Origin of the sequence: Pseudomonas kilonensis, from assembly GCF_001269885.1 — a bacterium.
Classification (GTDB): domain Bacteria; phylum Pseudomonadota; class Gammaproteobacteria; order Pseudomonadales; family Pseudomonadaceae; genus Aquipseudomonas; species Aquipseudomonas kilonensis.
The window spans coordinates 417,967-431,351 of record NZ_LHVH01000024.1 but is presented as its reverse complement, the minus strand read 5'-3'; the positions used below and the strand labels follow the sequence as shown (position 1 = coordinate 431,351).

16 protein-coding genes are annotated in these 13,385 nt (G+C 62.8%); 7 read left to right on the top strand and 9 right to left on the bottom strand.

The features are described 5' to 3' along the window. Positions 1 to 29: 29 nt before the first annotated feature. The 6 genes from AD662_RS18255 to cysG all read left to right on the top strand — a co-directional run bounded on the left by AD662_RS18255 (position 30) and on the right by cysG (position 7,733). On the top strand, positions 30 to 2,435 hold the full coding sequence (locus tag AD662_RS18255; protein WP_018608518.1) for a DNA translocase FtsK: 2,406 nt from the start codon (positions 30 to 32) through the stop codon (positions 2,433 to 2,435). Positions 2,436 to 2,493: 58 nt separating this feature from the next. Further along, positions 2,494 to 3,117, top strand: coding sequence for an outer membrane lipoprotein periplasmic chaperone LolA (lolA, locus tag AD662_RS18250; protein ID WP_003203330.1), 624 nt, complete (start codon positions 2,494 to 2,496; stop codon positions 3,115 to 3,117). Between the two features lie 228 nt (positions 3,118 to 3,345). Beyond that, the gene (locus tag AD662_RS18245; RefSeq protein ID WP_018608521.1) at positions 3,346 to 4,671 is read left to right on the top strand and encodes a replication-associated recombination protein A; all 1,326 of its coding nucleotides are present in this window, start codon (positions 3,346 to 3,348) and stop codon (positions 4,669 to 4,671) included. Continuing rightward, positions 4,668 to 5,042 carry a fluoride efflux transporter CrcB gene (gene crcB, locus AD662_RS18240; protein WP_018608522.1) on the top strand — a complete coding sequence of 125 codons (375 nt, stop codon included), beginning with the start codon at positions 4,668 to 4,670 and terminating at the stop codon, positions 5,040 to 5,042. The genes AD662_RS18245 and crcB overlap by 4 nt, the downstream gene beginning before the upstream one ends. Positions 5,043 to 5,057: 15 nt before the next feature. Next, positions 5,058 to 6,338 carry a serine--tRNA ligase gene (gene serS / locus AD662_RS18235; protein ID WP_018608524.1) on the top strand — a complete coding sequence of 427 codons (1,281 nt, stop codon included), beginning with the start codon at positions 5,058 to 5,060 and terminating at the stop codon, positions 6,336 to 6,338. Then, complete coding sequence (gene cysG / locus AD662_RS18230; protein WP_053189328.1) at positions 6,339 to 7,733, top strand: siroheme synthase CysG; 1,395 nt, start codon at positions 6,339 to 6,341, stop codon at positions 7,731 to 7,733. It begins immediately after the preceding gene. Between the two features lie 137 nt (positions 7,734 to 7,870). Here cysG and AD662_RS18225 read toward each other — a convergent pair whose 3' ends face one another. From AD662_RS18225 to AD662_RS18190, 8 genes are all read right to left on the bottom strand, one after another. Continuing rightward, positions 7,871 to 8,875, bottom strand: a complete 1,005-nt coding sequence (locus tag AD662_RS18225; protein ID WP_018608528.1) for a glutathione S-transferase family protein — start codon at positions 8,873 to 8,875, stop codon at positions 7,871 to 7,873. A gap of 88 nt (positions 8,876 to 8,963) precedes the next feature. Next, positions 8,964 to 9,965: a glycosyl transferase family protein gene (locus AD662_RS18220; RefSeq protein WP_018608531.1), complete on the bottom strand. Its 1,002-nt coding sequence runs from the start codon at positions 9,963 to 9,965 to the stop codon at positions 8,964 to 8,966. Further along, a complete protein-coding gene (locus AD662_RS18215; RefSeq protein ID WP_018608534.1) occupies positions 9,962 to 10,297 on the bottom strand; it encodes a TusE/DsrC/DsvC family sulfur relay protein in 336 nt (111 codons plus the stop codon). Before AD662_RS18215 ends, AD662_RS18220 begins: the two co-directional genes overlap by 4 nt. After that, positions 10,294 to 10,587 (bottom strand): sulfurtransferase complex subunit TusB, encoded by a 294-nt coding sequence (gene tusB / locus AD662_RS18210; protein ID WP_003203312.1) that lies wholly within the window; start codon positions 10,585 to 10,587, stop codon positions 10,294 to 10,296. The genes AD662_RS18215 and tusB overlap by 4 nt, the downstream gene beginning before the upstream one ends. Further along, entirely contained in the window at positions 10,587 to 10,949 is a 363-nt protein-coding gene (tusC, locus tag AD662_RS18205) for a sulfurtransferase complex subunit TusC (protein ID WP_014337699.1), read from the bottom strand. The genes tusB and tusC overlap by 1 nt, the downstream gene beginning before the upstream one ends. Beyond that, the gene (gene tusD / locus AD662_RS18200) at positions 10,949 to 11,341 is read right to left on the bottom strand and encodes a sulfurtransferase complex subunit TusD (protein WP_013693700.1); all 393 of its coding nucleotides are present in this window, start codon (positions 11,339 to 11,341) and stop codon (positions 10,949 to 10,951) included. Before tusD ends, tusC begins: the two co-directional genes overlap by 1 nt. 235 nt (positions 11,342 to 11,576) lie before the next feature. Further along, positions 11,577 to 11,912, bottom strand: a complete 336-nt coding sequence (locus tag AD662_RS18195; RefSeq protein ID WP_053189325.1) for a DUF6388 family protein — start codon at positions 11,910 to 11,912, stop codon at positions 11,577 to 11,579. 2 nt (positions 11,913 to 11,914) lie between these two features. Beyond that, positions 11,915 to 12,175, bottom strand: a complete 261-nt coding sequence (locus AD662_RS18190) for a hypothetical protein (protein ID WP_014337702.1) — start codon at positions 12,173 to 12,175, stop codon at positions 11,915 to 11,917. Between the two features lie 142 nt (positions 12,176 to 12,317). On the opposite strand from AD662_RS18190, the gene AD662_RS18185 reads away from it, so the two are divergent. Beyond that, on the top strand, positions 12,318 to 12,668 hold the full coding sequence (locus AD662_RS18185) for a hypothetical protein (RefSeq protein WP_014337703.1): 351 nt from the start codon (positions 12,318 to 12,320) through the stop codon (positions 12,666 to 12,668). Between the two features lie 128 nt (positions 12,669 to 12,796). Here AD662_RS18185 and AD662_RS18180 read toward each other — a convergent pair whose 3' ends face one another. Further along, positions 12,797 to 13,228 carry a GNAT family N-acetyltransferase gene (locus AD662_RS18180; protein ID WP_053189322.1) on the bottom strand — a complete coding sequence of 144 codons (432 nt, stop codon included), beginning with the start codon at positions 13,226 to 13,228 and terminating at the stop codon, positions 12,797 to 12,799. Positions 13,229 to 13,385 lie beyond the last annotated feature (157 nt).

The window sequence follows — 13,385 nt, the reverse complement described above, 5'->3', positions numbered from 1 at the left end:
CGCGCCGTTGGCGCAGGAAAAGAAGCGTTTTGAAGAAATCCACCGCAGCACCCAAACCAGTCGTTCCGCTCTGGCGCCAGCAATTGCACTACCGGCTCAAGGAAGGTGCGTTGATCGCCATCGGTGCCCTGTGCCTGTTCCTGATGATGGCCCTGCTGACCTACGGCAAGGACGATCCGGGCTGGAGCCATAACAGCAAGATCGACGACGTGCAGAATTTCGGCGGTCCGGCCGGTTCCTACAGCGCCGACATCCTGTTCATGGTGCTGGGCTATTTCGCCTACATCTTCCCGCTGCTGCTGGCGATCAAGGCCTACCAGATCTTCCGCCAGCGCCACGAGCCGTGGCAGTGGAGCGGCTGGTTGTTCTCCTGGCGCCTGATCGGCCTGGTGTTCCTGGTGTTGTCGGGCGCCGCGCTGGCCCATATCCATTTCCATGCGCCCACCGGCTTGCCGGCCGGGGCGGGCGGTGCGCTAGGTGAAAGCCTCGGCGACCTGGCCCGGAACGCCCTGAACATCCAGGGCAGCACGCTGCTGTTCATCGCCCTGTTCCTGTTCGGCCTGACGGTATTCACCGACCTGTCCTGGTTCAAGGTCATGGACGTCACCGGCAAGATCACCCTCGACCTGATCGAACTGATCCAGGGCGCCATGAACCGCTGGTGGGCGGCGCGCAACGAGCGCAAGCAACTGGTGGCGCAACTGCGTGAAGTCGACGACCGCGTCCACGACGTGGTGGCCCCGACAACGCCGGACAAGCGCGAGCAGGCCAAGGTCAAGGAGCGCCTGATCGAGCGTGAGCAGGCGCTGAGCAAGCACATGTCCGATCGCGAGAAACAGGTGCCGCCGGTCATCACCATGGCCCCGGCCAAGCCGCCCGAGCAAAGCAAGCGCGTCCAGAAAGAGAAACAGGCGCCGCTGTTCGTCGACAGCGCGGTGGAAGGCACCTTGCCGCCGATTTCGATCCTGGACCCGGCCGAGAAGAAACAGCTCAACTATTCGCCCGAATCCCTGGCGGCCGTCGGCCATTTGCTGGAGATCAAGCTCAAGGAGTTCGGGGTCGAGGTCTCGGTGGACTCGATCCACCCGGGCCCGGTCATCACCCGCTACGAAATCCAGCCGGCCGCTGGCGTGAAGGTCAGCCGCATCTCCAACCTCGCGAAGGACCTGGCGCGTTCCCTGGCCGTGACCAGCGTGCGGGTGGTGGAAGTGATTCCCGGCAAGACCACCGTGGGCATCGAGATTCCCAACGAAGACCGGCAGATCGTGCGCTTCTCCGAAGTGCTGTCGACGCCTGAGTACGACAACCACAAGTCGCCGGTCACCCTGGCCCTGGGCCACGACATCGGTGGCAAGCCGGTCATCACTGACCTGGCGAAAATGCCCCACCTGCTGGTTGCCGGTACCACCGGTTCCGGTAAGTCGGTGGGTGTGAACGCGATGATCCTGTCGATTCTGTTCAAGTCCGGCCCGGAAGACGCCAAGCTGATCATGATCGACCCGAAAATGCTCGAACTGTCCATCTACGAGGGCATTCCACACCTGCTGTGCCCGGTGGTCACCGACATGAAGGACGCCGCCAACGCCTTGCGCTGGAGCGTCGCCGAGATGGAACGCCGCTACAAGCTGATGGCGAAGATGGGCGTGCGCAACCTGTCGGGCTTCAACGCCAAGGTCAAGGAAGCCGAAGAAGCCGGTACGCCGTTGACTGACCCCTTGTATCACCGCGAAAGCATTCACGACGAAGCGCCGCTGCTGCACAAGCTGCCGACCATCGTGGTGGTGGTGGACGAATTCGCCGACATGATGATGATCGTCGGCAAGAAGGTCGAAGAGCTGATCGCCCGTATCGCCCAGAAGGCCCGTGCGGCCGGTATCCACCTGATCCTCGCCACACAGCGGCCGTCGGTGGACGTGATCACCGGCCTGATCAAGGCCAACATCCCGACCCGCATGGCGTTCCAGGTGTCGAGCAAGATCGACTCGCGGACCATCATCGACCAGGGCGGCGCCGAGCAACTGCTTGGCCACGGTGACATGCTCTACATGCCACCGGGCACCAGCCTGCCGATTCGGGTGCATGGCGCGTTCGTCTCCGACGACGAAGTGCACCGCGTGGTGGAGGCCTGGAAACTGCGTGGCGCTCCTGAATACAACGACGACATCCTCAACGGTGTCGAAGAAGCCGGCAGCGGTTTCGAGGGTAGCAGTGGCGGCGGTGACGACGATGCTGAAACCGATGCACTCTACGACGAAGCGGTGCAGTTCGTCCTGGAGAGCCGCCGGGCCTCGATTTCTGCTGTCCAGCGCAAGCTGAAGATTGGCTACAACCGCGCCGCCCGCATGATCGAAGCCATGGAAATGGCTGGGGTGGTGACGGCCATGAACACCAACGGCTCGCGTGAAGTGCTGGCGCCGGGCCCGATGCGCGACTAACGACCCGGGCGGCCAACTGACACGCCGCTCGAACCCCCACGACTTCATGAGGACTCCCATGCGCCTGATTCGCATGTTGCTGTTGCCCGTACTGGCCTTGTCTACTTTGTCGGCCCACGCCGGCGAAAAGGACGTGGCTCGCCTGACCCAATTGCTGGGAGGCTCCCAGACCCTGACGGCGCGTTTCTCCCAGTTGACCCTCGATGGCAGTGGTACCCAGTTGCAGGAAACCGCTGGCGACATGGCCCTGCAGCGTCCAGGCCTGTTCTACTGGCACACCGATGCGCCAGCCGAGCAACTGATGGTCTCCGACGGCAAGAAAGTTTCCCTGTGGGACCCGGACCTGGAACAGGTCACCATCAAGACCCTCGACCAGCGCCTGACCCAGACGCCGGCGCTGCTGCTCTCCGGTGACATTTCCGAGATCAGCCAGAGCTTCGAGATCACCTCCAAGGAGGCCGGTGGCGTGATTGACTTCACCCTCAAGCCCAAGACCAAGGACAGCCTGTTCGACAGCCTGCGCCTGTCGTTCCGCAACGGCCTGGTCAACGACATGCAACTGATCGACAGTGTCGGCCAGCGCACCAATATCCTGTTCACCGGGGTCAAGGCCAACGAGCCGATCGCCGCGTCCAAGTTCAAGTTCGACATCCCCAAGGGTGCGGACGTGATCCAGGAATAAACCCAAAGCTCCTGTGGGAAATGACCTGTAGGAATGGTCTGTGGAAATTGGTCTGTGGAAATTGGTCTGTGGGAGCAAGGCTTGCCCGCGATTGCATCACCTCGGTCTACCAGATACACCGAGGTGTCTGTATCGCGGGCAAGCCTTGCTCCCACAGGTCTGCTCCCATAGATCTGCTTCTGCAGAGAGAATCGGCACCAGGATTCAGTGGAGGTTGCATAAGTAGTGATGGACCTGTTTCGAATCGCCCCGATTGCCCAGCCATTGGCCGCCCGCCTGCGCGCGACCAACCTGGATGAGTACGTCGGCCAGGAACATGTGCTCGCCCGCGGCAAGCCTCTGCGCGAGGCCTTGGAGCAGGGTGCGTTGCACTCGATGATCTTCTGGGGCCCGCCGGGCGTGGGCAAGACCACCCTGGCGCGACTGCTGGCGGAAGTCTCGGATGCCCACTTCGAAACGGTGTCGGCGGTACTGGCCGGGGTCAAGGAGATCCGCCAGGCGGTGGAAGTGGCCAAGCAGCAGGCCGGGCAATACGGCAAGCGCACGATCCTGTTCGTCGACGAAGTGCACCGCTTCAACAAGTCCCAGCAGGACGCGTTCCTGCCCTACGTAGAAGACGGCACGCTGATTTTCATCGGCGCGACCACCGAAAACCCCTCGTTCGAACTCAACAACGCTTTGCTGTCGCGGGCGCGGGTCTATGTGCTCAAGAGCCTCGATGAGGCGGCGATGCGCAAGCTGGTGCATCGCGCGCTGACCGAGGAGCGCGGCCTGGGCAAGCGGCATTTGAGCCTTAGCGATGAAGGCTTCCAGATCCTGTTTTCAGCCGCCGATGGCGACGGCCGGCGCCTGCTCAACCTGTTGGAAAACGCCTCGGACCTGGCCGAAGACGACAGCGAGATTGGCGTCGAGCTGCTGCAAAGCCTGCTGGGTGATACCCGTCGGCGCTTCGACAAGGGTGGCGAAGCGTTCTACGACCAGATTTCGGCGCTGCACAAATCCATACGCGGTTCCAACCCCGACGCAGCCTTGTACTGGTTTGCACGCATGATCGACGGCGGCTGCGATCCGCTGTACCTGGCGCGGCGCGTGGTGCGCATGGCCAGCGAAGACATCGGCAATGCCGACCCGCGGGCCCTGAGCCTGTGCCTGGCGGCCTGGGACGTGCAGGAGCGCCTTGGCAGCCCGGAAGGCGAGCTTGCCGTGGCCCAGGCGATCACTTATCTGGCCTGCGCGCCGAAGAGCAACGCCGTGTACATGGGCTTCAAGGCGGCGATGCGCAGCGCTACCGAGCACGGTTCCCTCGAGGTGCCGCTGCACCTGCGCAACGCGCCGACCAAGCTCATGAAGCAGTTGGGTTATGGCGAAGAATACCGGTATGCCCATGACGAGCCGGACGCTTATGCTGCCGGCGAAGACTATTTTCCCGATGAGCTCGAACCCCAGCGCTTCTACCAGCCAGTGCCTCGGGGCCTCGAACTGAAGATCGGCGAGAAGCTCAACCACCTGGCGCAGCTAGATCGCCTGAGCCCACGGCAGCGGAGAAAACCGTGATCCCCTTGATATTGGCAGTTTCTGCTGGCGGCGTCGCCGGCACATTGTTGCGTTTCGCCACGGGCAACTGGATCAACGCAAATTGGCCCCGGCACTTCTATACCGCGACGCTGGCCGTTAATATCGTGGGCTGTCTGCTGATCGGCGTTCTTTACGGTCTGTTTTTGATTCGCCCGGAAGTGCCCATCGAGGTGCGTGCCGGGCTGATGGTTGGCTTTCTCGGCGGCCTGACGACTTTTTCATCCTTTTCACTGGATACGGTGCGCCTGCTGGAAAGCGGGCAGGTGCCGCTGGCCTTGGGCTATGCGGCCATCAGCGTATTCGGCGGGCTGCTCGCCACGTGGGCTGGCCTGTCCTTGACCAAACTTTGATAACGAGAGACCGACATGCTCGATTCCAAACTGTTACGTAGCAACCTCCAGGACGTAGCGGACCGCCTGGCTTCCCGTGGCTTTGCCCTGGACGTCGCGCGCATCGAAGCGCTGGAAGAACAGCGCAAGACCGTCCAGACCCGCACCGAAGCCCTGCAGGCTGAACGTAACGCGCGCTCCAAGTCCATCGGCCAGGCCAAGCAGCGCGGTGAAGACATCGCGCCGTTGATGGCCGATGTCGAGCGCATGGCGGGCGAATTGAGCGCGGGCAAGGTCGAGCTGGACGCGATCCAGACCGAGCTGGATTCGATCCTGCTGGGCATCCCGAACCTGCCTCACGAATCGGTGCCGGTCGGTGAAGACGAAGAGGGCAACGTCGAAGTGCGCCGTTGGGGCGCGCCGAAAGCCTTCGATTTCCCGGTGCAGGACCACGTGGCCCTGGGCGAGAAATTCGGCTGGCTCGACTTCGAAACCGCCGCCAAGCTGTCGGGCGCCCGTTTTGCCTTGCTGCGCGGGCCGATTGCCCGTCTGCACCGCGCCCTGGCGCAGTTCATGATCAACCTGCACGTCACCGAGCACGGCTACGAAGAAGCCTACACGCCGTACCTGGTCCAGGCCCCGGCGCTGCAAGGCACCGGCCAGTTGCCGAAGTTCGAGGAAGACCTGTTCAAGATCAGCCGTGAAGGCGAGGCCGACCTGTACCTGATCCCGACGGCCGAAGTGTCGCTGACCAACATCGTGGCCGGCGAAATCGTCGACGCCAAGCAACTGCCGATCAAGTTCGTCGCCCACACGCCGTGCTTCCGCAGTGAAGCCGGGGCGTCGGGCCGTGACACCCGTGGCATGATCCGCCAGCATCAGTTCGACAAGGTCGAGATGGTGCAGATCGTCGAGCCTTCGAAGTCCATGGAAGCGCTGGAAAGCCTGACCGCCAATGCCGAGAAGGTCCTGCAACTGCTGGAACTGCCGTATCGCACCCTGGCGCTGTGCACCGGTGACATGGGCTTCAGTGCGGTCAAGACCTACGACCTGGAAGTCTGGATCCCGAGCCAGGACAAGTACCGCGAGATTTCCTCGTGCTCCAACTGCGGCGACTTCCAGGCCCGCCGCATGCAGGCGCGTTTCCGCAATCCGGAAACCGGCAAGCCGGAACTGGTCCACACCCTCAATGGCTCCGGCCTGGCGGTGGGTCGTACCCTGGTGGCCGTGCTGGAAAACTACCAGCAGGCTGACGGTTCGATCCGTGTGCCTGAAGTGTTGAAGCCCTACATGGGCGGCATCGAGGTCATCGGCTAAATGGACTATTTGCCACTGTTCCACAACCTGCGCGGCAGCCGCGTGCTGGTGGTCGGCGGTGGGGAGATTGCCTTGCGCAAGTCCCGCCTGCTGGCCGATGCCGGCGCGTTGCTGCGGGTGGTCGCACCCGACATCGAACCGCAGTTGCGGGAACTGGTCAGTGGCAGCGGCGGTGAATGCATTCTGCGTGGTTACGTCGAGGCTGACCTGGACGGCTGTGGTTTGGTCATCGCCGCCACCGACGACGAACCGCTCAATGCCCAGGTCTCGGCCGATGCGCATAAGCGTTGCGTGCCGGTCAACGTGGTGGACGCGCCGGCCCTGTGCAGCGTGATCTTCCCAGCGATTGTCGACCGTTCACCCTTGGTGATCGCGGTGTCCAGCGGCGGCGACGCGCCGGTGCTGGCGCGGCTGATCCGGGCCAAGCTGGAAACCTGGATTCCGTCGACCTACGGGCAACTGGCCGGGCTGGCGGCGCGTTTTCGCAGCCAGGTCAAAGGCTTGTTTCCCGATGTGCAGCAACGACGGGCGTTCTGGGAAGACGTGTTCCAGGGCCCTATCGCCGACCGGCAACTGGCCGGGCAGGGCGCTGAAGCCGAGCGTCTGCTGCGGGAAAAAATCGATGGCCAGGCGCCGAACGCGCCGGGCGAAGTTTATCTGGTGGGGGCCGGGCCGGGCGATCCGGACCTGTTGACCTTCCGCGCCTTGCGCTTGATGCAGCAGGCGGACGTGGTGCTGTACGACCGCCTGGTGGCGCCGGCGATCCTGGAGCTGTGCCGGCGCGACGCCGAGCGCATCTACGTCGGTAAGCGCCGTTCCGAACACGCCGTGCCCCAGGACCAGATCAACCAGCAATTGGTGGACCTGGCCCGCCAGGGCAAGCGCGTGGTGCGGTTGAAGGGTGGTGATCCGTTCATCTTCGGGCGCGGTGGCGAGGAGATCGAAGAACTGGCGGCCCATGGCATCCCGTTCCAGGTCGTCCCGGGCATCACCGCGGCCAGTGGTTGCGCGGCCTACGCCGGGATCCCGCTGACCCATCGCGACTACGCCCAATCGGTGCGTTTCATCACCGGCCATCTCAAGGACGGCACCAGCGACTTGCCATGGGCCGACCTGGTGTCGCCGGCGCAGACGCTGGTGTTCTACATGGGCTTGGTCGGCCTGCCGATGATCTGCAGCGAGCTGATCAAGCATGGCCGTGCGGCGGATACGCCAGCGGCGTTGATCCAGCAGGGCACGACGTCCAACCAACGGGTCTTTACCGGCACTTTGGCGGACTTGCCACGGCTGGTGGCCGAGCACGAAGTGCATGCGCCGACCCTGGTGATTGTTGGGGAAGTGGTGCAGTTGCGCGAGAAGCTGGCGTGGTTTGAAGGGGCTCAAGGCCAGGTCTGAAGACCGCGTCGCCCCCTTCGCGAGCAAGCCCGCTCCCACATTTTATCGCGTTCAGCCGAAGAATAAGGCCTACGCCGATCCAATGTGGGAGCGGGCTTGCTCGCGAAGAGGCCCTCAATTGCAACAAAGATCCAGGATCAATCCCCAGCCCCGCGCCAAACCCCTTTCCCACTCAACCTTCCCCGATCATGGGCGACCGTAAAGCCCTGCTTCGGCCCCTTGGGCACGATCCCATTGGGGTTGATGGTCTTGTGGCTGCCGTAGTAATGGCCCTGGATGTGGGCGAAATCCACGGTCTCGGCAATGCCTGGCCACTGGTACAACTCCCGCAGCCAGTTCGACAGGTTCGGATAATCGGCGATGCGCCGCAGGTTGCATTTGAAGTGGCCGAAGTACACCGCGTCGAAGCGGATGATCGTAGTGAATAGGCGAATATCCGCCTCGGTCAGGTATTCGCCAGCCAGGTAACGGCGGGTTCCCAGCAACGCCTCCAGCCCATCCAGCTCGGCAAATAGCCGGTCGAAGGCTTCTTCATAGGCCGCTTGGGTCGTGGCGAATCCGGCACGGTACACACCGTTGTTCACCGCCGGGTAGATCCGCTCGTTCAAGGCGTCGATATCGCGACGCAGGTGTTCGGGATACAGGTCCAGGTCGTTGCCGGTCAAGCCGTCGAAGGCACTGTTGAACATGCGGATGATTTCCGCCGATTCATTGTTGACGATGCGTTGTTGGCGTTTGTCCCACAGCACCGGCACGGTGACGCGGCCGGTGTAGTCCGCTGTGTCGGCGGTGTAGCGCTGATGCAGGAAGCTCAGGTTGTCGAGTTTGTCGCCAGTGGAGCCATGGGCCTTGTCGAAGGTCCAGCCGTTTTCCAGCATCAGGTAGCTGACCACCGACACATCGATCAAGTCTTCCAGGCCCTTGAGCTTGCGCAAGATCAGCGTGCGGTGCGCCCAGGGGCAGGCCAGGGAGACATACAAATGGTAGCGCCCGGCCTCGGCGGCAAAACCGCTGTCGCCCGAGGGGCCGGCGCTGCCGTCGGCGGTGACCCAGTGACGGCGTTGCGCCTGCTCGCGCTGGAAGGTGCCGTCCTTGCTTTCATACCACTGGTCCTGCCAGCGGCCCTCGACCAACAAACCCATCTGGATGTCCTCGCTCAATAAATATTGGAGACGAGTCTATGCCCATAGGTTCGAACTAAAAGCGCAAAGGTTGGGCGCTAATGATCGGTTAAATCGAACGATCCCGGGCATCCCAATACTGCCGGGCTTTGTCGAACGCGTCTTCGCGAGCCAGGCCCAGGCCACGCAAGGCCAGGGCCATGGTGGCGATCAGTGCCAGTTGCGGGTAGCTGTCTTCGACGTCACCGCGCCAGATCGCCTTCAAGTGCTCGGGATCGAGGTTTTCCGGTTTGACGTGGCGCTGCTCGGCCAGTCGCGGCCATTCTTCGTCCCAGCTGACGCCGCCGGTGGTGCCGTACAGGTGGCTGTCGGCGTCCGGGTTGATTTCGATCTCGCCGCCGTCGCCCTTGATGACGATGGCGGTATCACCGAGCAAACCGCTGGCATCGCGGTGCACGGCCTGATAGCCCGGGTGGAAGATGCTTTGCAAGCCGCAACGGGCGGCCAGCGGGTTGAGGATGCGTGCCAGGGAGTGGATCGGCGAGCGCAGGCCCAGGGTGTTGCGCAGGTCGATCATCCGCTGCATCTGCGGTGCCCAGTCCACCAGCGGCATGAAGGCCAGGCCGCCGTTGTCCAGCGCGCTGCCGACCTGCTGCCAATCCCGGCACAGCGGGATCTGCAACAAGCCCAGCAATTGTTCGGTGTAGAGCCGGCCTGCCGTATGAGCGCCGCCGCCGTGCATGAAGATCCGCACGCCGTTCTCCCCCAGGCACTTGGCCGCCAGCAGGTACCACGGCAAATGGCGTTTCTTGCCGGCGTAGGTCGGCCAGTCGAGGTCCACCGCCAATGCCGGGACCACCAGGCGTTCACGCAGGGCCTCGGTGAAACCGGCCATCTCCTCGGCGCTTTCTTCCTTGTGTCGCAGCAGCATCAGGAAGGCGCCCAGCTGGGTGTCCTCGACCTTTTCGTCGAGCACCAGGCCCATGGCCTCGCGAGCTTCTTCGCGGGTCAGGTTGCGGGCACCGCGCTTGCCTTTGCCCAGGGCGCGCACGAACTGGGCGAACGGGTGTTCGGCCGGGGTCTCAAGGGTCAGTGCTGGAAAGTCGGTCATAAGCAATTCGTCGGTTTGGGCAGGCCCGCCAGCTTGGCGGCGAGTTTGGCGGGAGTGCCTTTGAACAATCGGTTCAGGTGCAGGCTGTTGCCTTTGTCCACGCCCAGTTTCAGGGCCGTGTACTTGATCAGCGGCCGGGTCGCGGGGGAGAGCTGGAATTCGTTGTAGAAGCCGCGCAGCAGTTCGAGGATTTCCCAGTGTTCGGGGCTCAACTCGATGTCCTCAGCGGTGGCCAGGGCCGTGGCGACCTCGGCCGACCAGTCGTCCAGGTCGGCCAGGTAGCCGTCCTTGTCCAGCGCGATGGCGCGGTTGCCCACGTTCAGCGTGTTCATAGCCAGGTGTTGACCTTGTCGTGCTCGATCGACAGCTCGACGAAACCTGAATAGTTGATGGCTTCGGCCCAGTCTGGTGTGTCCAGGGCGCGGGCCTGGAGGTCTTCGGCGAGCACGAACAGGTTTACGCCAGCGGCCTGCAGCACTTCAAACGGTGGGCTGCCCGGTTGCAACGCGTACGTCGCGTCGCCGCACAGCAGCAGCGCATCCTGATTGCCCAGTACCCGCAGGCAACTGGCGAGGCGGTTATCGCCGAAGGGCGAATGAGACAACACATGCAAAGTCGACATCAGAGGGTGATCACCTGGTCGTAACGGTCAATGAGCGCGGCGATTTGCGGCGCGGTCAGTGCTTTCACGTCGCCCAGCGCCAGGGTATCGGTGGCGATACCCCGTTCGGCGGCGCTGTCGGCGCAGAGGAACAGGTCCTCGACGCCGAACATCGGCAACGCCTGCAGGTTGGCGCTCAGGTCCTTTTGCTGGACCGCCTTGGCGTTTTGGCCGGCCGTGAGCTGGAACACGCCGTCATCGAGAAACAGCAGGCCGATAGGCAGGTCGAACGCACCGCCGGCCAGGACGATGTCCAGCGCTTCACGGGCGCCGGGGCCGGACCATGGGGCCTGGCGGCTGATGAGCAATAAAGACTTGGCCATCACGCGCCTCCAAAGCAGATCAAACGGTCAGCGTCCTGGATCGCATCGTGCAACTGGCCCAGCCCGGACAAGGCCCAGGGCGCCTCGACACTGGCCGCCGAACGCTGGTAGCGCTGGGCCTCTTCCTCGTTCAACACCCCACGGCGCAACGCCGCCGCGATGCAGACCACGCCGTCGAGCTGGTTGTCGCTGACAAAGGTTCGCCACTGCTGGGGCAGGTCTTGTTCATCCTGAGGCGTGACGACACTGGCGCAGGCGTTATAGACGCCGTCCTGATAGAAAAACAGCCGCACGATCTCATGCCCGCCCGCCAGCGCCGCCTGGGCAAACAGCAAGGCACGGCGCGAGGAGGGCGCATGGGCGGCGGAAAACAGCGCGATGGCGAACTTCATGACAGACCCGATCAGCAAAACTGCGGCCATGATAATGCTTTATGGGCGGTGGGGCGATTGTGAGGCTTCAATACAGGATCTGGATCAGGCTCATTGTGGCGAGGGGATTTATCCCCGCTGGGCTGCGAAGCAGCCCCTCTTCCAGTCATTGCGGTCTGTCTGATACATCGCGTTGGCAGATCCAGGGGCTGCTTCAGCCCAGCGGGGATAAATCCCCTCGCCACAGGGAAAGTGCTCAGTCCCGGGGTTTGAGGCCATGCAACTCGCAATACTCCGCCCATTCCATCCCGGCCATTTCCGCCACTTCCCTGTGCACCTCCAGGCGCTGGGCCTGGTATTCCTGGGGTGAGGCGGCGGTCAGTTGCAGGGTCAGTTCCCAGGCAAACAGGCCCAGGCGCTCGGCCTCGGCTTCGAAGGCTTCATGCAACCGCTCGGCGCGGTACTGCGCGGCGGTCTCGCCCTTGGCCTGGGCCAGCAGCGGGTTGAGGTGGTCCAACTCGATGCGCAGCTCGGGCCGCTCATCGAGAAATATTTCCAGGGCCCGTTCATATTGTTGTTCGGTTGCCGCCATGGTCACTCCTTGGGGGATGCAGACTGCTTCTTGCTGGCCTTGGCCGCAGCCGCCAGGCATTCGAGGGCGAATTGTTCGGTGTAGGTCATCTGGATCGGCGTGGTTTCGCCCTTGACGGTGCGTTCGCCGTCGAGGATGTAGCGAATCCGCTTGTCGGTGACGCCGATGCGCTTGGCGATCCAGGACGGTGTCTGGCCGATCTGGCTGATCAGTTTGTCGGCGTATTCGGCGGTGGGTTTGTAGAATTCGGCGTTGGGGGTCATGGGGTGTTCCGCGTGGCTGGTGGCAATGGCGCGACAGGGTGCGCGAATCGCAGGGCGATGTCCCGTGTAAATTTCAGTAAAGCAGCACGAAGGCCCGGGTCGCAGTGCTACAGTCCGTTTTTTTTCTCGATGAGTGAACGCAATGCGAATGTTGACGGTGGCCCTGGCCGCAACCTTGCTGGCCGGCTGTGCGGGTTCGGCGATGAACGAGGCCCGGACCCAGGCCCCTTACAAGACCCTGACCTCGGACAAACCCGAACAGATCGTGGCCCAGTGCGTGCAGTTCTCCTGGCAGGACGAAGCGGTGTTCGGTGTCGATGCTGGCGCCTACCTGCAACCGGGCAAGAAGGGTGGCTCGACGGTCTACACCCGCTCTGCCGAATCGTTTGTCGATTTGCATGCCGGTGCGACGGGCACCGAGTTGAGTTATTACGCCAAGCATGACGACTTCGTGGCCAAGCGCCGGTTGGCGGCGTTGGCGACGTGTCTTTAAGCAACTCGAATTGAAAACCGGATTGAGTGTGGGAGCGGGCTTGCTCGCGAAAGCGGTCAATCATTCAACATTGTTGTCGACTGATTCTCCGCCTTCGCGAGCAAGCCCGCTCCCACAGGATCAGTACTTCAATTGGTCTGAGTCAGGCGCTTCTGGAAGAAGAAGTGCTGGTGGCCTGGCGGGTAGTCGTCGATCTGGCCGATTTCCGTGAAGCCGTGTTTGCGGTAGAACTCCGGTGCCTGGAAGTCGAAGGTGTCCAGCCAGATGCCTACGCAGTTTTTCTCCCGGGCCAGTTCTTCGGCCATCTGCATCAGGGTCGAGCCGGTGCCCTGGCCCCGGGCCTGTTCCGGCACCACCAGCAGCTCGATATACAGCCAGCGGAAAAACACTCGGCCGTAGAGTCCCCCGACAATTTCGTCCTGTTCGTCCCGCACCAGCCACGCGACCAGTTCTGGCACCGTCCCGCCGGTCTTGGCCGTGTTATAGGCGCGCAGCGGGGCGATGATGGCTTGGCGTTCCTGGTCGGTGGGCGTATCCGTGCGTTCGATTCGCAGCGTCATCGGCGATGTCCTTATGCAGTCAAGATGAACCGCAGGAGCCTATCCCAAAGGCTGCCGTGGCGTCACCCGGTTGACTTGAAATGGGCGAATTACCCAAACCCAGCCATACTGAAATGTCCTGAAACAGCCACTCGTCAAAAAATGTGGGAGCAAGGCT